Source organism: Mariniflexile gromovii (assembly GCF_017814435.1).
Lineage (GTDB): Bacteria > Bacteroidota > Bacteroidia > Flavobacteriales > Flavobacteriaceae > Mariniflexile > Mariniflexile gromovii.
This window is the reverse complement of record NZ_JAGJCB010000021.1, coordinates 39757-60965: the sequence shown is the minus strand read 5'-3', so window position 1 is coordinate 60965 and position 21209 is coordinate 39757. Positions and strand designations below refer to the sequence as shown.

General features: G+C 35.0%; 11 protein-coding genes. All 11 read left to right on the top strand.

All coding sequences use genetic code 11. The features are described 5' to 3' along the window. Positions 1-595: 595 nt before the first annotated feature. The 11 genes from J8H85_RS16350 (at position 596) to J8H85_RS16300 (ending at position 21190) form a co-directional block, all read left to right on the top strand. Entirely contained in the window at positions 596-3376 is a 2781-nt protein-coding gene (locus tag J8H85_RS16350) for a helix-turn-helix and ligand-binding sensor domain-containing protein (protein ID WP_209656400.1), read from the top strand. A 295-nt stretch (positions 3377-3671) separates the two neighbouring features. After that, on the top strand, positions 3672-6716 hold the full coding sequence (locus tag J8H85_RS16345) for a SusC/RagA family TonB-linked outer membrane protein (protein ID WP_209656398.1): 3045 nt from the start codon (positions 3672-3674) through the stop codon (positions 6714-6716). Positions 6717-6736: 20 nt separating this feature from the next. Next, positions 6737-8377 (top strand): RagB/SusD family nutrient uptake outer membrane protein, encoded by a 1641-nt coding sequence (locus J8H85_RS16340; RefSeq protein WP_209656396.1) that lies wholly within the window; start codon positions 6737-6739, stop codon positions 8375-8377. A 152-nt stretch (positions 8378-8529) separates the two neighbouring features. Further along, positions 8530-10113 carry a glycerophosphodiester phosphodiesterase family protein gene (locus J8H85_RS16335; RefSeq protein ID WP_209656394.1) on the top strand — a complete coding sequence of 528 codons (1584 nt, stop codon included), beginning with the start codon at positions 8530-8532 and terminating at the stop codon, positions 10111-10113. A gap of 79 nt (positions 10114-10192) precedes the next feature. Then, entirely contained in the window at positions 10193-10954 is a 762-nt protein-coding gene (locus J8H85_RS16330; protein WP_317195022.1) for an endonuclease/exonuclease/phosphatase family protein, read from the top strand. 266 nt (positions 10955-11220) lie between these two features. Next, on the top strand, positions 11221-12699 hold the full coding sequence (locus tag J8H85_RS16325; protein ID WP_209656390.1) for a sulfatase family protein: 1479 nt from the start codon (positions 11221-11223) through the stop codon (positions 12697-12699). Between the two features lie 36 nt (positions 12700-12735). Then, positions 12736-15060, top strand: a complete 2325-nt coding sequence (gene bglX, locus J8H85_RS16320) for a beta-glucosidase BglX (RefSeq protein ID WP_209656388.1) — start codon at positions 12736-12738, stop codon at positions 15058-15060. Between the two features lie 69 nt (positions 15061-15129). After that, complete coding sequence (locus tag J8H85_RS16315; protein WP_209656406.1) at positions 15130-16668, top strand: glycerol-3-phosphate dehydrogenase/oxidase; 1539 nt, start codon at positions 15130-15132, stop codon at positions 16666-16668. A 116-nt stretch (positions 16669-16784) separates the two neighbouring features. Beyond that, positions 16785-18278, top strand: a complete 1494-nt coding sequence (glpK, locus tag J8H85_RS16310; protein WP_209656386.1) for a glycerol kinase GlpK — start codon at positions 16785-16787, stop codon at positions 18276-18278. Between the two features lie 106 nt (positions 18279-18384). After that, positions 18385-19113 carry an MIP/aquaporin family protein gene (locus J8H85_RS16305; protein WP_209656384.1) on the top strand — a complete coding sequence of 243 codons (729 nt, stop codon included), beginning with the start codon at positions 18385-18387 and terminating at the stop codon, positions 19111-19113. Between the two features lie 226 nt (positions 19114-19339). Next, entirely contained in the window at positions 19340-21190 is a 1851-nt protein-coding gene (locus J8H85_RS16300; protein WP_209656404.1) for a glycoside hydrolase family 13 protein, read from the top strand. The last annotated feature ends 19 nt before the right edge of the window (positions 21191-21209 follow it).

The window sequence follows — 21209 nt, the reverse complement described above, 5'->3', positions numbered from 1 at the left end:
GAACAAAATCAATTGAAAAGAAAACAATACAAATCAAAAAAGCTGAACAATGATAACATTGTTCAGCTTTAATTTATAAATTTAATCCTTTAATAATCTGTATCGGTTATTTAGGACTAGACACAGCAAGGTATCCTGAAAAAGTAAAACGTTAATTGATAAAATCGAATTGTTTCAAAAAAATAGCCTGAAACCCCACCAGCTAATATTTTTTCAAAAGAAAGACAAACGCTACAATAAAATAATTAACAACTTCTGATTTCAATAAACAAATCGCTAATGGAATTGTTGAGGTATTTTGTTTTTCAAATTACGTACTATGTAACACCCGGCAAACTTCAAAAAACAAAAATCGTATTTTTAGTGATCTTATACTTTTGAATTTATAATAAGACGTGTTTTATTGCCATGTGATCTTTCGTTGTTCGTTTTTAGATTGATAACGTGTTTTGTGTTTACACGGTTTCAGTTGAAATAATTAATAATTTGAATATAGTATTTAGCCAACTGATTGCACATAATACCGTAATATTATTGTAAATCTTCTTAAATTGTCCTAATCTTAGTAGATTGTATAAAAACAGCTTCTTTTTTTATGAAAAGTATCATCCATATAGGTTTGTGTTTTCTTCTTTTATTTTTTGTGCCCAATAGTTTATTAGTACAAGAATTGCCTCCTATACAAAAGTTTACCCCAACAGATTATGACGGGGAAAATCAGAACTGGATGATTTCTCAAGCTCCTAATAAATTTATTTATGTAGCCAACAATGAAGGGCTTTTAGAATATAATGGTGCTAAATGGACTATGTATCCATCTCCAAACAATACCATTATTAGAGCTGTTAATGTAGTTGGAAATCGAATTTACACAGGATGTTACATGGAATTTGGTTTTTGGGAACGTGATGTGTTTGGTAAATTACAGTACCAAAGTTTGGTTTCTAAATTTAAGGAGACCATGATTGAAGATGAACATATTTGGAATATTATTACTTATGATGAATGGGTTTTATTTCAATCCTTCAACAGAATTTATTTTTATAACCCGGTTACCGGTGCAAATTCCATAATGAATTCTAAAAACGGAATTTCAAGAGTTTTTAATATTCAAAATGTTATTTATTATCATGTTACCAATGAAGGTATTTATAAAATTGTAGCAGGTAAACCTAAGTTAATATTAGACGACCAACTTTTTAAAAATGATAAGGTAGTAAACATTTTTTCAATAGAAGAAGGCTTACTTATACAGACTCGTGGAGCGGGTTTTTATACTTTAATTAATAATAAGGTGTCAGAATGGGATGCTCCTGCTCAACAATCCATAAAAAAAATGAATGTTTTTAACAGCATTCAACTAAAAGACAAAAGCTTTATAATAGGTACCATAAAAAATGGTATTGTTTATTTATCTAAGACAGGGCGTATAGAATACGAACTAAACAGAAGCAATGGACTTAGTAATAACACAGCACTATGCGTGTTTGAAGATAGAGACGAAAATTTATGGGTTGGTTTGGATAATGGCATTAATTGTATCAACATAAAATCGCCCATACGGGTTTTTAATGATGATGAAGGTAAAATAGGAACCATATATGCCTCTGCCATTTTTAATGGTATTTTGTATTTGGGTACCAATCAAGGTTTGTTTTATAAAAAAGCATTTTCACAAGAAGACCCTTTTAAATTCGTAGCTGGTACTTCTGGGCAAGTTTGGAGCTTGTTTCAGTATAATAACGAGTTGTTTTGCGGGCATCATTCCGGAACATTCATTATAAAAAAAGACCAAGCTATTTTGGTAACAAGCATACCCGGAACCTGGGGCTTTAAACCCATTCCTAATAAAGAAAACATGCTTTTAGAAGGCAACTATAACGGATTGAATGTATTGGCTAAAGAAAACGGAAATTGGAAACTAAAAAGCAAAATTGAAGGTTTTAATAATTCAGCAAGATATTTTGAAATAACAAACCATAATGAGGTTTGGGTAAGTCATGGTTATAAAGGTGTTTTTAGACTTAAAATTGATGAAAATTTCACCAAGACCAAAAATGTTTTTATAGATTCTGCAGTTCCTATCGATAAAAATTCAAGCCTAATTAAATATAAAGACCGCATTTTATACGCCTATAAAGATGGGGTACTTGCTTTTGATGCCACAAAAAAAAGTTTTGTAAAGGATTCGACTCTTAGTACTATAGTTACACAATCGGAGTATGCATCAGGTAAATTGGTTGTAGATGATACGCAAAAGCTTTGGGCTTTTTCCAACGATAATATTAGTTATGTAGATGTAAACGATTTAACAAACGAGCTAAAAATTAATAAAGTAGCCATTCCATATCCATTACGAAAAGGACAAATAGGTTACGAAAATATTTCGCACCTTAAAAACAATAATTACCTAATTGGTATAACCGATGGGTATCTTACCTTAGATATTTCCCAATTAAATAAAAATGAAAGCTATCAACTCATCCTTAATTCTATTGAGTTGAATACCGTTGAAACCGATAATATAGCAGTAGATATTAATAGTTCAGGTGTATTCGAATATGAAAACAACTCCATAACCTTTAATTACAGTGTTCCTGTTTACAATAAGTACAATGTTGTTCAATATCAGTATAAACTTAATGGAAGGTATAACCAATGGAGTGAATGGAACAGCAAGTCTGAACTTATATTTGAAAACTTGCCTTTTGGAGACTATAACTTAAACATTCGTGCCAAAATTGGAAATAAATTGTCTAGTAATGTTATAAGCTACAATTTTAAAATAAACAGACCTTGGTTTTTATCAAATACAGCCATATTGTTGTATTTGGTTTCAATATTTGGTTTTTCATTATTTATGCATAAAACCTATAAGAAGTATTACAAGAAGTTGCATGCGCACAAGCAATTAGAAAACGAGCAATTAATAACAAGTATTAAAAATGAAAAGTTAAATCAGGACATTGAAAGTAAAAACCGAGAGCTTGCAATTTCAACAATGAGTATTATAAAAAAGAATGAAGTTTTAAACAGCATAAAAAAGGAACTGAAAAAAAATAAGCACACCGATAATATGGCTGCATTAAAACTTATAGATAACAATTTGAATGATTCCAAAGATTGGTCGTTTTTTGAACAAGCTTTCAATAATGCCGATAAAGACTTTTTAGACAAAATAAAACAATCCCACCCCGATTTAACTCCCAACGATTTGCGCTTCTGTGCCTATTTAAGGTTGAATTTATCTTCAAAAGAAATGGCACCCTTGCTTAACATATCTATTAAAAGCGTTGAAACTAAACGTTACAGGTTAAGAAAGAAATTAGGTTTAGAGCATGATAGTGGGCTAGTTAACTATATCTTAAACTTCTAGTAACACTACAAGCCTGTTTTTTACCACGACATTACCACTACAAGGGCCGAAAAGCTAATGTTTTCGCGGGTTTCTGTATAAAATTTTTCTAATTATAACTTTACCGTATTTATAGGGCTTTTGGCTTAATATTTAAAAGTTAACACCTTTTTAAATTACGATGTTCGTTTTTTGTCGGGGTTAAAATTATGGAATTATCAATTTTAGGGGTTAAGTTTACATATGCTTAATTTTTATGTAAAAGTTAAAATCGAGCAGAACTATACTTTTGAAACTAAACTTAAAATTACATTCTATGAAACTAAAATTATTTAATCAAAAAATTAAAATCCTAATTCCATTATTGTTTTTTCTGGCTTCGGTTGTAGCCATGGCACAATCGCAAAAAACAATAACTGGAACGGTATTATCTGCAGACGATAATATGCCATTACCAGGAGCTTCGGTAATTGTAAAAGGAACTACCAATGGTGTGTCTACAGATTTTGATGGAAAATTTTCAATATCGGTTGCCAATAGCGCAACAACCTTAACCATATCATATATAGGTTTTAAAACTAAAGATGTAGCAATTACTTCAAATACAATAAATGTTTTATTAGCGGTAGATGCCAGTACTTTAGATGAGGTTGTTGTGGTAGGTTATGGTACACAAAGAAAAAGCGATTTGGTAAATGCTGTGGGAACAGCCGATTTATCTAAAGCCGTAATGACGCCAACATCCGATGTTACCGAAATGCTTAGAGGTAGAATTGCGGGCTTGCAAGTTGAAGTTGGCGGTGGTACCTTAAGACCAGGAGGTAGTTCTGAAGTTATATTTAGAGGTCGCAGTTCTATTGAAGGTAACACAAGCGCTATTTACGTTGTAGATGGTATTATTAGAGAAGGAGGTATTGAAGATATCAATTCGGATGATATAAAATCAATTGAAGTTCTTAAAGATGCTTCTGCACAAGCTATTTATGGGTCTCGAGGTGCTAATGGTGTTATTTTGATAACCACTAAAAGAGGTACTGTAGGGAAGGTAAATGTTTCTTATCATGGCTATGTTACCACAAAAAATATTGAACGCAATTTTGATGTATATAGCGGACAGGAATTTGCGCAGTTAAGAAGGGAAGCTTTAAGGGCGGACGATGCTAACGATGCGTACCCTGGTGAAACAGTGGCGTTTACTTCTGTAGAGTTAAATAATATTGCCAACAATAATTTTGTTGATTGGGAAGAAGAATTGTTAAGAACTGGAACTATTAACAGTCAGTCTATTAGTGTAGCTGGTGGTACTGAATTAACAAAAGTGTACGGAAGTATAAACTATTTTAAAGAAGACGGTATCATACCTACCTCTAGCTATGCAAGAAAAAATTTAAGATTGAATGTAGATCAAAAAATTAATGACAAGTTCTCTGTTAATTTTGATTTGAATCTGTTGAATGATGACATAGACAGAGCTGCGGCGGTTAACGTTATAACATTTTCCCCATTGGGAAGTGCTTACAATCCCGATGGTAGCATAACCCAATTTCCAGATGGTGAACTTGGTAGTGCAACAAACCCTTTATGGAATTTACGCGAACAAACCAACAATGAAAAAGGGAATGACTTTGTAATAAACGTAACGCCTACATGGCAAATTACTAAAAACTTACAATATCAATTAAAAACCAATTTAACGCGAAAAAACTCTGAACGCGGCCAATATCAATCTTCTTTAAGTTCTGCGGGTGATGCAGACAGAGGTATCGCAAGAATTGACAATCAATTAAGAGAATCGTATTTAATTGAAAATATTTTAACTTATGATAAAGAATTCAATGCAGACCATAAGTTCGATTTAACATTAGTACAATCTTCTCAAGAAGATAAATTCTCTAGAACTTTTACGCAAGCAACAGGGTTTCCAAATGAAAGCTTAGGCTATAATGGTATTACAAATGCCATTGGACTTGTTTCGGTAGAACGCGATCAAACCTCTCAAAGAAATGCATCGTTTATGGGAAGAGCACGTTATAACTTAATGGATAGATACTTGTTTTCAGCAACGTACAGAGCAGATGGCGCTTCAGTTAATGCATCGGGAAATAAGTGGGCACATAATCCTGCCGCTTCATTCGCATGGAAAATTCACAATGAAAGTTTTTTAGAAGATGTAGATGCTATTCAAGAATTAAAGTTTAGAGCCAGTTATGGTAGCTTAGTTAATGGTTTAAAACAAGCTTACACATCACTTTTTACGGCAGAAGGTCAAAATTATATTTTTGATGGTGAAACAGCATCTGGGTATTCGCCTTCTGTAGTTTTGCCTAACCTAGATTTGAAATATGAAAAAATAACAACCTTAAATTTAGGTCTTGATTATGCATTATTCAACAGGTTCTTAACAGGTTCCATTGAGTATTATGATTCAAGAACAACCAATTTGTTGTTAAGAAGACCAGTGCCTTCTATCACCGGTTATCAATATACATTTTTTAATGCAGGCGAATTACAAAACTCAGGTATTGAGTTAAGCTTAACAGCCAATTTGATTAATACCGATGATTTTAAATGGTCTGTTACTACCAATTGGTCTAATAATAAAAATGAATTGATAGAGCTTTATAATGATGGTGATGGTAATCCTGTTTTAGAAGACAATGCCTATAATTATTATGTTGGGCAACCAAGCAGGGTTATTAGACACTATCAATTTGATGGCATCTATCAAGAAGGAGATGATTTTGCAAATGCACCACAAGCAAATCCAGATTCTGCAATACCACAACCAAATCTTAGATCTGGTGATATTAGAGTTAAAGATGTGAATAATGATGGTAAAATAACCCAAGAGGATATCGTTTATACAGACCCTAATCCAGACTGGTTTGGCTCGCTTTCTTCAACAGTATCTTACAAGGGGTTTGATTTGTTAGTCGATTTTTATGCCGTAGAAGGTGCTACCAGAGTAAACCCGTTTTTAACCGATTTCAATAATGGTGGTACATTGCAAAGTAGAGTAAATGGGGTAAAAGTACCTTATTACACTCCCGAAAATCCATCAACAACCTATCCAAGACCTAGTTACACGTCGCCACCTCAATTTTTAAATTCATTGGGTGTTAAAGACGCTTCATATATAAGACTTAGAACCCTTAGTTTAGGGTACACGTTGCCACAATCTGTTTTTACAAAACTCAGCATTGAAGAAATTAAGTTTTATGTAACAGCAACAAATTTATGGACTAAAACAGATTACATAGGGTATAGTCCAGAAGTAAATATAAGAAACACTTTTTCTAGTGCGGATACAGGATATCCAGATGCAAGAAGTTTAACATTTGGAGTAAAAGTTAATTTATAATTTTAAAAAATATAGATATTATGAATACAAAACATTTTTATAAAAGGACAGCAGCTTGTTTGCTGGTATTTATAGCACTTTTCACAACGGTATCGTGCGAGGAGTTTTTGGAAGAACAACCAAGTACCTTAATTGATTCTGGTTATGTGTACAACACAGAAGCTGGGTTACAAGCGGGTGTTGTAAGTTTATACAATTTTAACAGAGATCGTTATGATATAAATGAACAAGATTATATGGGTGGGGTAATCTTATCCGCTTTAGCTGATTTAAGTTTAACCAGATCTGGTTATGCAGGTAATATAGGAAGATACACAAGAAATATTGCACCTAGTGGCGATTTGGGAGCGCAATTTATGTCAAGGCTATTTTGGAAAAATTATTATAAAATAGCATCCAAAGCCACCGATATTATCAATGCGGCAGAAGTGGTTAAAGGTGTAAGTGAAGCGTCCAGAAATCAAATTATTGCAGAAGCCAAATTTTTTAGGGCCGAAGCTTATTTTATGTTATACAGAATGTATAATAACATTTATGTAACTACAGAATCTGTAACAGTTGATAATGCCTTTATTGTTATTCAAGATAAATCTTCAAAAGAAGAAATATATGCATTGTTAAATAGTGATTTAAGTTTTGCTATAGAGCATTTGGATTGGAATGTAACTTTTGGCCGTGTATCTAAAGGAACAGCTAAACATGTTAAAGCCGTAGTGGCCATGACTGAAGGCAATTGGGCAGAAGCCAAAGCGCAAGCGTTAGATGTTATAGAAAACCCTAATAGTCCTCATAAATTAGTACCTACTACTGCTGATGTATTTAAAGGCGATAGAAATCACTCAGAACAATTATTTGTTATTCAAGCTAAAGATGATGTGTTAGGTGGTGGTGGTGCCAATATGGTTAATGCATATTATACAGCCCAATACTTCCAGTTAGATGGTGGTGCCGAAGTTGATTCTGATATATCTCAAGGAGGAAGAGGCTTTGCGCGTATTAGACCAAATCGTTATTTATTAGGTCTTTTGGAACAGGATCCAAATGACACAAGAGATGATGATACCTATTTCAGATTAAAATACTATTACAATAAAGGCCCTAGATCAGGACAACAAATAACTGCATTCAGACGTAGAGAAACGTCTACTAGTACAACTCCAAGTGCTTCCGAAGTGAATAATTATTATCGTTTTATATCGCCTTCTTGCCTTAAGTTTGCTCAAGAGGATGACGATCCTAATTCCTATACACAAAGAAGTAATATTATGGTGTATCGATTGGCGGAAACCTATTTAATAGCCGCTGAAGCCATATTGAGATCTGGTAGCGGAGATCCTTTACCTTATTTTAATGCTATTAGAAAAAGAGCCAAAGCAGCAGAATTTACCAGTTTAACATTACAAGATATTTTAGACGAGAATGCACGCGAATTGGCTTTTGAAGGACAACGTTGGTTTACTTTAAAAAGGTTCGGACAAGAAGTAATGAACTATCAAATGAGAACATATTCTGGAGATGGTCCTTATTACCCAACGTATTATAACGGTGCCCAAGACTCTAGATTAAATTGGAAAGACCATTATATAAATATGCCCATCTTTCAAGATGATATCGATTTATTTGGGCCTAACTACCCTCAAAATGATGGTTACAATAATTAAAATTTTTTAATATTTATCACAAGAGATTATAGTTTCTCACTGATTAATAGCAGGTTTAAGATATAAGGGCAATTAACTGCCCTTGTATCTTAATAAAATATATAATGAAATAGATTTAAGATGGCATTATAAGAGCCATTATTTAAGAAGCAATGCGGTATTTATTTATATGTATAGTAGTAATAGGTTTTATTTCCTGTAAAGCCACTTTTCAAAAGGATATGGTTGCTTTTGCAGATAATCCTGTAATTGCACACCGTGGCGCATGGAAAACGAATAATCTCCCGGAAAATTCCATAGCATCATTAAAACGTGCTATTGAATTTAACTGTGTAGGGTCTGAGTTTGATGTTAGAATGACTTCGGACGATGTACTTATTGTTACCCACGATGCCGATTATAACAATTTGGTTGTAGAAGAAACCACCTATGCAGAATTATCCAAACACAAACTTTCTAATGGTGAAACGTTGCCAACTTTAGAACAATATCTATTGGTGGGTATGCAAAACAATACAGGTACAGGTTTGGTATGCGAAATAAAACCTTCTAAAACAGAAGGACAAAATTTGGTTATTGCAGAGAAAGTGGTGAAAATGGTTAAAGCATTAAATGCGGAACCTTTCATATTAACATACATCAGTTTTAGTTATGAAATTCTAAAAAAAGTAAAAGAGCTAGATCCAAATGCTAAAACACAATATTTAGATGGTTCTAAAACACCCGAACGTTTAAAAGAAGATGGCATAACGGGTATGGACTACCTAGTTTATAAGTATAAAATACGTCCGCAATGGATTGATGGTGCTAAAGAACATGGATTGATATTGAATGCTTGGGTAGCCAATACCACTGAAGATATGGATTGGTTATTGGCAAACGATTTTGATTTTATCACGACCGATGAGCCCGAATTATTATTTGAAAGAATAGCAAAGAGCCCAACAAAACAAGGTTACAAGTTGGTTTGGAGCGATGAGTTTAATTATAAAGGCAAACCCGATAACACCAAATGGGCTTACGATTATGGCTTTATAAGCAACCAAGAAAAACAATATTTTACCGATAGTTTAAAAAACGCTAGAGTAGAAAACGGTCATTTAATTATTGAAGCCCATAAAGAGAAAATTGCCAATAAAGATTATGGTAACGAGGAATTAAAGAAGAAAAGTTGGTTAAAATATGTTGCCGAAATTGATACCGCACAATATACCTCGGCACGATTAAAAACTGATGGATTGGCATCATGGAAATACGGACGTATAGAAGTGAAAGCAAAATTGCCAAAAGGCGTTGGTTTATGGCCCGCCATTTGGATGCTTGGTGAAAACAGAAAACAAGTAGGTTGGCCAGAAAGTGGCGAAATAGATATTATGGAGCATGTGGGTTTTAATCCCGATTCTATATTCGGAACCATCCATACCAAAGCCTATAACCACATGATTGGCACCGAAAGAGGCAAAAAAATATTCATAGACAAGCCTTATGATACTTTTCATGTGTTTGCTTTAGAATGGACACCAGAAAAAATGGATTTTATTTTAGATGATGTGGTTTATAATCAAATTGAAAACGAGCATAAAACAACAGCGGAATGGCCATTCGACCAGAAGTTTCATTTAATATTGAACGTGTCCGTTGGTGGTATGTTAGGTGGACAAAAAGGAATTGACGACAGTGTGTTTCCTCAAAAAATGATGATTGATTACGTTAGAGTTTTTCAAAAAAAAGAATAAGCATATGAAAAAATATTTAGGATTATTACTCATTGTTATGCTAAGCGTTACAAGTTGCCAAAGTCAAAATTTTAGCGCTATGACGTATAATATTCGTTTGGATGTGGCTTCCGATGGTGAAAATGCATGGACACACAGAAAAGACTTTTTAAGTTCGCAAGTGCTGTTTTTTGCTCCAGATATTTTAGGGGTACAGGAGGCAAGACCAAACCAAATGAGTGACTTAAAACAAGCCTTAAAAAATTATAATACTATTGGCTTAGGAAGGGACGGCGGCAGTGAAGGGGAGCATTCTTCCATATTTTACAATACCAAAAAGTTTAAGGTTGAAAACGAAAACACATTTTGGCTTTCTGAAACACCTGAAAAAGTTTCAAAAGGTTGGGATGCCGCTTATCCAAGAATTTGCACCTATGGTTTGTTTACCGATTTAAAAACCAAAAAGAAATTTTGGGTTTTCAATACGCATTTAGATCATGTGGGCGAGCAGGCAAAGTTAAACGGTATCAAGCAAATCCAGAAAAAAATGGTGGAAGTGAATACCAAAAATTATCCTGTGATTTTGATGGGCGATTTTAATGTAGAACTGAATAGTTTGCTGATTAAAAATTTATTGGAAGATATGCTGAATACCGAAACAGCTGCCAAATTAACGTTTGGGCCTAACGGAACATTCAATGGTTTTAAATTTAATGAAGCGGTAACCCGAAAGATTGATTACGTTTTTATATCAAAATCTGAAAACCTTAAGGTAAACAAACAAGCGGTTTTGAGTGATTCTAAAGAGTTGAAATATCCGTCGGACCACTTTCCGGTGTATGTTGAATTTACTTTAAAATAGAATTTTTTAATACGAAAAATAGTTGTCATTTAATTGAAATACAAATGAATAACTATATGTCACACTGAGCTTGTCGAAGTGGGTATTGAAAAGATATTTTTAATGCAACATAGACTTGGATTGGTCTAAATGATAGCTGGTAATTCCGCGTTAGGGATTGCAGCGGAAAGCCCACAGCGGTCCCGAAATTTCGGGAGCGCGAGGCTTGTAGCGGAAAGCCCGACCCAAAGGGTAACGCCCAAATTATAAACTAATTAAATAAACACATGAAAAATATACTCATTATTGCGCTGTTTTTTGGTTTGTTTTCTTGTAAAAATAATGTGCAGTCTGTAAAAAAAGATAAGGCACCTAATGTCCTTTTGATTGTTGTGGACGATCAAGGATATGCTGATTTTGAGCCTTTTAAAAACCATGATACCTCGGCAGAAACGCCCAATATGGGGAAGTTGGCAAAATCGGGGATGGTATTTACCCAAGCATATACTACGGCGCCTGTTTGCAGTCCGTCGAGAGTGGGTATGCTCACGGGGAAAAACCAAATTAGATGGGATAAATATGCCAGTTGGGGACCTGGTTTGCCCGATTCGGTTAAAACCATTGCTGAATATTTAAAAGAAGCGGGGTATGCCACGGCTAGAATTGGGAAGAACGATTTAGGGAAAAATTTCCATAAGTATGATGTTAGGGAATACCCTTTAAAGCACGGTTACGACGAGTTTTTAGGTTTTAGTGCCCATGCGCACGACTATTGGTTGCTTTCGCAAGAAATGAAAGATAGAACGCCCGATCCTAACGGAACGAGTGCTGTTTTAGGCCCGTTAATGCACAATAATGGCGTGAAAAGTTATGATGAAGGCTATTTGACGGATATTTTAACAGACGAGGCTATTCAGTACATTCAAAAATCTAAAGACAAGCCGTTTTTTTTGACGCTGGCTTACAATTCGGTGCATCATTTAATTCATGAAGTCCCACAGAAATATTTAGACAAATATGATGTGAAACCCATTCCCAATTATGATCCTGATAGTTTAATGGCTTATGCGAAACATAAACCCGGGAGTTATGCGGCGTATTATGATAAATATTCGCGGTTAGGCGATATTCAAGATGAAGATTTGAGAAAATATTATTTAGCAAATTTGAATTGTTTGGATGATAATATTGGAAAGCTTTTAGAATCTATTAAGAATCAAGGTTTAGATAATGAAACGCTCATCATCTTTTTGTCTGATAATGGCGGAACACCTTTAAATGGTGCCAATAACAGCCCGTTGACTGCCGGGAAATACTCCATTTGGGAAGGTGGTATTCGGGTGCCCATGGCAATAAGCTGGCTTGGAAAAATTGCTGCTGGTCAAACCCAAAATGCGTATGTGTCCGCTATGGATATTTTACCAACCATTGCATCGGCAGTTGGTATTAAATTAACGGATAATACCATTGATGGTATCAATTTATTACAACCAGAAAAAGACAGGGTGTTGGTTTGGAAATGGCAAAAAACCTGGGCCGTTAGAAAAGGCGATTGGAAATTAACAAACACCAATGAAGAACACTGGAAAGGCAGACCAAGTAATTTATATATTAAGCCTATTAGAGATGATTTTACGTTAAAATTATTCAATTTAGAAGAAGACCCTGGAGAAAGAATTGATTTATCAACCCAATATCCCGATAAAGTAAAAGAATTAGAAACTGCTTACCAAAACTGGTGTGATACCAATATTGGCAAGTATTAAAAGTTATGTCCGATGGATAGAAACAAGCGCAAAAAAATGAAAAAACAAATCCTATTATTCATTCCAATACTACTCATAGCTGTTTTATTATATAGCTTTAAGAAACGTGTCACTAGTGAAAAGCATGATTATGCAGTCAGTCATTTAGATGCAAGAACAGAACAAAAAGTAGATTCTGTTTTAGCACTTATGCGTGTGAATGAAAAAATTGGACAGTTGGTACAATACAGCGGTAAGTGGGATGCTACTGGTCCGTCATCCTCTAATGGCGATCAGCATAAATTAGACAAACTTAAAAATGGCGAAGTTGGTTCCATGTTGAACATCGCTTCAGTAGCAACCATTCGGGAAACCCAGAAAATAGTTATGGAACATTCCAGACTTAAAATACCATTAATTTTTGGGTATGATGTCATTCACGGTTACAAAACCATTTTCCCAATTCCACTGGGTGAAAGCGCCAGTTGGGATTTAGATATCATCAAACAAACCGCTGCCATTGCTGCTAAAGAAACTGCTGCTTCAGGGATCCACTGGACCTTTGCACCCATGATTGATGTGTCTAGAGACGCACGCTGGGGCAGAATTATGGAAGGTGCTGGTGAAGACACTTATTTGAATACTGTAATAGGGGTGGCTCGTATTCAAGGCTTTCAAGGAAACGATTTATCTTCAACAAGCACTATTGCCGCATGTGCAAAACATTTTGCGGGCTACGGATTTGCAGAGGCTGGAAGGGATTATAATACTGTAAATATTGGTGAATACGAATTGCATAACACCATTTTGCCACCATTTAAAGCGGCGGCAGAGGCTGGTGTGGCTACATTTATGAATTCGTTTAACGATATAGATGGCATTCCTTCCACAGGAAATAAAGTGCTGCAAAGAGATATTTTGAAAAGGGATTGGGGTTGGAATGGTTTTGTAGTATCCGATTGGGGTTCTATTGGAGAAATGATAGCACACGGTTATGCCAAAGATAAAAAACAAGCCAGTGAAATAGCGTTGAATGCCGGTAGCGATATGGATATGGAATCGTATGCTTATGAAGCACATTTAGAAACCTTGTTGAAAGAAAATAAAATAACTATGGCTCAATTGGATGATGCCGTAAAGCGTGTTTTACGGTTGAAATTTCAATTAGGTTTGTTTGATGACCCTTATAAATATTGCAATGAAGAACGCGAAAAAAACGATGTTTACACCAAAGAACATTTGGCCATTGCTCGCGATGGTGCAAAAAAATCCATCGTTTTACTTAAAAATGAAACGAAACTGTTACCAATTTCCAAAAGCATAAAAAGTATTGCAGTTATCGGGCCGCTTGCCAACGATAAAGATGCACCGCTAGGAAACTGGAGAGCAAAAGGTACATACAATTCGGCAGTTTCACTTTTAGAAGGTGTTAAAAATGCCGTAGGTAAAACAACCAAAGTCTATTATGAAAAGGGAGCTGAGTTAACCATACCTACCGTAAAACCTGGAGAAAACCAATTTTTACATCCTTTAAAATTTAATGATACGGATACTTCGGGTATTCCTGCTGCTGTTGAAGCCGCTAAAAAAGCTGAGGTTGTTTTGTTGGCAATAGGAGAGGATGCTTTTCAAACGGGCGAGGGTAGAAGTCAGACTAATATTGGTTTTTTCGGTGTACAGCAACAATTATTGGAAGCCGTTTACAAAGTGAATAAAAACGTGGTAATTGTTTTAATGAACGGAAGACCCATGGATATTTCTTGGGCAGCAAAAAATATTCCTTCTATTTTAGAATGTTGGTTTTTAGGTTCAGAATCAGGTAATGCCATTGCCGATGTATTGTTTGGAGACTATAATCCGTCGGGTAAATTACCGGTTTCATTTCCACATAACGTAGGGCAAGAACCTTTATATTACAACCAAAAAAATACAGGTAGGCCTTATAGCCCAAGTCATGTTACGTATTCGGGTTATATAGATGCACCAAAAACCGCTTTATATCCTTTTGGTTTTGGGTTGAGCTATACCACTTTTGAATATAAAAACTTGAAATTGGATAAAAAAGAAATCGCAAAAAACGGAGAAATCAAATTATCTGTTGAAGTTTCAAATACAGGAACTAGAGATGGTGAAGAAGTGATTCAGCTATATATCCGAGATTTATTTGGAAGTTTAACACGTCCAATAAAAGAATTAAAAGACTTCAAAAAAATAATGATTAAAGCTGGTGAAACAAAAACCGTTAACTTTATAATTAATGCTGAAAAGCTTCAGTTTTACACCATCAACAAAAAATGGGAGGTTGAACCTGGCGATTTTAATGTATGGGTCGGAGGCGATTCAAACGCTAAATTAAAAGCAACATTTTCAGTGACAGAATAAAAAACATAAAATCACATCAAAAAATAACTATTGAAAGAGAACAATATTTTTAAAAGAGAAACACTCATAATGCAATTGGAAGCAAATACCAATTGGGATGTGATAATTATTGGAGGTGGTGCCACAGGTTTGGGCGTTGCTTTAGATAGTGCCACGCGAGGGTTTAAAACACTGTTATTGGAACAAGTGGATTTTGCAAAAGGCACCTCGAGTAGGAGTACAAAATTGCTTCATGGCGGGGTGCGCTATTTGGCACAAGGCAACATCGATTTGGTTAAAGAAGCGTTGTACGAAAGAGGTTTGTTGTTAAAAAATGCTTCTCATTTGGCAAATAATCAGTCTTTTATCATTCCAAATTATAATTGGTTTGATACGATTAAATATACAATCGGACTTAAAATTTACGATGCTTTGGCAGGTAAATTAAGTTTTGGAACCTCCATTCGAATTAATAAAAAAGAAACACTTTCAAGATTAAGTACCATTAAAAACGGAAAACTTAAAGGCGGTGTGGTATATCATGATGGTCAATTTGATGATGCCAGATTAGCAGTAAATATAGCACAAACGGCTATAGAGCACGGAGCGACTGTTTTAAATCATTTTAAAGTAAATCAGCTAACAAAAAATAGCAAAGGAATAGTAAATGGCGTGGTGGCAGAAGATACTGAAACAAAAGTTTCCTATACCTTAAACGCTAAAGTGGTTATAAATGCTACAGGTGTTTTTACTGATGAAATTCTGAAAATGGATAATTCTGAAGCAAAAAACATGGTGCGCCCAAGTCAAGGCATACATTTGGTTTTAGATAAATCATTTTTGCCAGGAAACGATGCGATTATGATTCCAAAAACCAACGATGGCAGGGTATTGTTTTTAGTGCCGTGGCATGATAAAATAGTGGTTGGAACTACCGATACCTTGCTTGATAGCCATAGTTTAGAGCCCAAAGCTTTAGATGAAGAAATAGATTTCATTATCGATACAGCAAACAGTTATCTAACAAAAATGGTAAGTAGGGCAGATGTGTTGAGCATTTTTGCAGGTTTACGCCCATTGTCAGCACCCAAAAATAAGTCTGAAAAAACCAAAGAAATTTCAAGAAGCCATAAAATTATTGTTTCAAATTCTGAATTGATTACCATAACGGGCGGTAAATGGACAACTTATAGACGTATGGCTCAAGACACCGTGAATAAAGCTATTTCCATTGGGAAATTAGAAAGTAAACCCTGTAAAACAAAAGGTGTAAAAATCCATGGGGCTATGGATTCAATTGATAAAACACAGCATCAATATATTTATGGAAGTGATAAGGCTGCTATTCAAGAATTAATCAGGGAAACTCCAGAATTAGGAGATACACTACACCCACGGCTTCCTTATACCAAAGCAGAAATTATTTGGGCCATTCGATATGAAATGGCAAGAACTGTGGAAGATATTTTGGCAAGAAGAGTTCGTACACTGTTTTTAGATGCTAAAGCTACTTTAGAAATAATTCCTATGGTAACCAAAATATTAGCAAATGAATTAGGTAAAGATGATATATGGGAATTACAGCAAATTAATGAATGTACCAAAATAGCAAATCAATATGTATTGTAAAGAAAGTTAAGACGTTTGTCGTGGAGGTGTTAAGTTGAAGTTCTTTAACAACCAACCACTAATCAACCAAAAACCAACTAACACCAACTACCAACTAAATAATAAAACTAATTACTATGGAAAAATATATACTTGCCCTAGACCAAGGAACAACCAGTTCCCGAGCTATTGTTTTCGACAAAAAAGGAAGCATCGTATCTGTAGCACAAAAAGAATTTACCCAATATTTTCCAAAACCAGGTTGGGTGGAACACGACCCTAATGAAATTTGGTCCACACAAGCTGGTGTTGCAGCCGAAGCTATTGCAAAAAAAGGTTTGAATGTTGAAAACATGGCGGCTATTGGAATTACCAACCAGCGTGAAACGGTTGTGGTTTGGGATAAAAACACCGGAAAGCCTGTTTACAATGCTATTGTGTGGCAAGATAAAAGAACTTCCGATTATTGCGATGAGCTTAAAAAGCAAGGTAAAAGTGATTTGATAAGAGAAAAAACAGGATTGGTAATTGATTCCTATTTTTCGGGCACCAAAGTAAAATGGATTTTAGACCATGTAGAAGGTGCAAGAAAAAAAGCCGAAGCGGGAGACTTAATTTTAGGAACTATTGATACCTGGTTGATTTGGAATTTCACCAAAGGCGATCAACACGTAACCGATGTTTCCAATGCATCAAGAACCTTGCTGTTCAACATCAATACCATGGATTGGGATGATGAGTTGCTAGAGTTGCTCACCATTCCTAAAAGTATGTTGCCAGAAGTTAAACAATCTAGCGAAGTATATGGGCATACAAAATCGACGTTTTATGATGCCAACATTCCAATTTCTGGAATAGCAGGCGATCAACAAGCTGCTTTATTCGGGCAAATGTGTACCAAACCCGGCATGGTTAAAAATACCTATGGCACAGGCTGTTTCATGTTGATGAACATTGGGGAGAAACCCATAGTTTCAAAAAACAACTTATTAACCACAGTAGCGTGGAAAATTAATGGAAAAACCCACTACGCTTTAGAAGGCAGTATCTTCATTGCTGGCGCTGTGGTTCAGTGGTTGCGCGATAGTTTGAAAATAATAAGAACCTCTGATGATGTTGAAAAGTTAGCGGGCTCCGTTAAAAGTTCTGATGGGGTTTATTTTGTGCCAGCATTTGCAGGATTAGGAGCGCCACATTGGAACCAACATGCACAAGGAACTATTTTTGGGTTGACTAGAGGTAGTACCGATGCCCATATAGCACGTGCTGCTATAGAATCTATGGCGTATCAAACCATGGATGTATTAAAAGCGATGGAAGCCGATTCGGGGATCTCTATAAAAGAGTTACGGGTTGATGGTGGCGCTACGGTAAATAACACCCTTATGCAATTTCAGGCAGATGTGTTGAATACGGTAACAGTACGTCCTAAAGTGGTGGAAACGACTGCTATGGGTGCAGCATTTTTAGCGGGATTAGCTGTTGGTTATTGGGAAAGTGCTGAGGAAATTCAGGAAATATGGCAAACCGATACGTCTTTTAAACCAACGACAGAAAGAGATATCATTGATAAGGAAATTAAAGGTTGGTATAAAGCTATTGATGCTTTGGAATATTGGTCAAAATTGTAATAAAAATAATTACGAATTAAGAATTACGCATCACGATTCACGATTCACGAATTTCAATAGTTAAAAGCAATAAAATCGTATATCAACCTTCAAAACATAAATAATTATGACACCATTTATAGCAGAAATTATAGGGACAGCTTTACTAATTTTATTAGGAGGTGGCGTAGTTGCCAACGTCGTTTTAAATAAAACAATAGGTAATAATAGTGGTTGGATTGTTATCACAGCAGGTTGGGCATTGGCTGTTTATGTAGCGGTGGTTGTAACTGGGCCATATAGTGGTGCTCATATTAATCCTGCGGTTAGTATTGCGTTAGCTATTGCTGGTAAATTTCCTTGGGAGTCGGTACCTTCTTATATTGTAGCACAAATGATAGGTGCCATGTTAGGTGCTTCAACTGTTTGGTTGGTTTATAAAAACCATTTCGAGGCTACTGATGATGGCGCTACCAAAAAAGCGGTTTTTTGTACAGCACCGGCAATTCGGAATACGGTTTCAAATTTAATTAGTGAAATCGTGGGTACTTTTGTATTGATTTTCACCATTCTATATTTTACAAATGCAACTATTAATGATACACAAACCATAATAGGCTTAGGTTCTTTAGGTGCTGTTCCCGTTGCTTTTTTGGTTTGGGCTATAGGTTTGTCATTAGGTGGTACAACAGGGTACGCTATTAATCCGGCGAGGGATTTAGGTCCACGAATTATGCACGCACTTCTTCCTATTAAAAATAAAGCTTCAAGTGATTGGGGTTATTCCTGGATTCCTATTTTGGGCCCTATTATCGGGGCTTCTATGGCAGCTTTTTTAATGTTGGCTTTGTCGTAATTAGAAATGTTTTTTTTTAATTTTTATTTTGATACTAATTATTTATAAAACATAGTATCCAGTGAATATTGCCAAAAGTGTTTTTTTAGGTACTTCATTTAAAGATTTTATTAAAAATAGATTGTATATATGAAATTTCATTTCAAATAATAATAGTTGTATTATATTTATTAAGTTGCTAAGGTTTTATATTTACTGTTTAGTGGATTAAAATTAAAGCCATAAAATTTTTATAATAGTGAAACGAAATGATATTGAACGTATAGAGCCTTCCAATTGGTGGGTAGGGTTTAAAAATTCTGAATTACAGTTATTGGTAAGGCACCCAATGATATCTATGGCTATACCTGAAATAAATTATTTGGGTGTAACCATAAAAAGTGTACATAAAGGCGATAGTGATAATTACTTATTTATAGATTTAGAAATAGATAAAACAACCAGGGCAGGTGCATTCAATATTGTATTTAAGTTGGATAATGGTGATGTTATAGAACAAAACTACGAACTGAAATCGAGAAAAAAACCTGCTGAAGATTTTGTAGGGTTTGATAGTTCAGATGTTATCTATCTTATCACCCCAGATCGATTTTCAAAAGGAAATCCTTCCAACGAAATTAATGAAGATTTATTAGAAAAAACCATTGATAGAAGCAATCCTTATGCGCGACATGGTGGCGATATTAAAGGAATTATCAATCATTTGGATTATATAGAAAGTATGGGATTTACCGCCATTTGGTCATGCCCTGTATTAACAAATAATATGCCCAGTGGTTCATATCATGGGTATGCCATGACCGATTTTTATGAAATCGATCCTCGGTTTGGAACTTTAGAAGATTATCTAGAGTTGGCACATAAAACCAAGGAAAAAGGGATGAAACTTATTATGGATCAAGTGGCAAACCATTGCGGATTGGAACATTGGTGGATGAAGGATTTACCATTTCATGATTGGGTTAATTATCAGGATCACTATGAAGAAAACAAAGATTCGTGGGATAAAAAAGCCATCATTACATCCAATCACAGACGTACCATTAACCAAGATATTTACGCTTCAAGAAAAGACCGTGAACAAATGAATGATGGTTGGTTTATGTCTGGGATGCCCGATTTAAATCAACGCAACCCATTTATGGCAAACTACCTCATTCAAAACAGTATTTGGTGGATTGAAACTGCCAATTTAGGTGGTATTCGTCAAGATACCTATCCATATTCTGATAAAGAGTTTATGAGCCGGTGGGCGGGTGCTATCATGGAACAATACCCCAATTTTAATATTGTTGGCGAAGAATGGAGTTACAACCCTTTAATTATTGGATATTGGCAAAAAGGCGCTATTAATAGGGATGGTTATAAATCTAACTTAAAATCCCCTATGGATTTTGCAATGCAACGTCAAATTGTAAACGCTTTAAATGAACAAGAAAACTGGGACACAGGCTTGGTTAAAATGTATGAAGGGTTGGCAAACGACTTTCACTACGCAACACCAAAAGACATTATGGTTTTTCCCGATAACCATGATATGAGCCGCATTTTTACCCAATTAAATGAAGATTTATTGAGCAATAAAATGGCAGTGGGTTATATTTTAACTTTACCTCGAATACCGCAAATTTATTACGGCACCGAAGTTTTAATGAACGATTCCGCAAACCCAGGCGATCACGGTTTAATTCGTAGTGATTTTCCAGGTGGTTGGGAAGGCGATGCCGTAAATGCGTTTACAGGAAAAGGTTTAACCGATGCGCAAATAGATATGCAAGGTTTTATAAAACAAATATTGCTGTATCGTAAAAAAAGTAAAGCCATACACAAAGGAAAAACCATCCATTTTGCTCCATTTAATAGCACGTATTTATTGTTTAGAATTTTTGAAAATGAAACGGTAGCTGTTATTATCAACAAAAATGAAGAACCAATAACTATTAATCTGGAACATTTTGAAGAAATATGTTTATATGGAAAAACTTTGAAAAATATTGTGAATAACGATGTGTTTATTTGGGGAAAAGACATGCTACTAAATTCAAAAGGAATTACTATTCTATCAACAAAGTTTTAAAATTTTTTCTTAACTAATT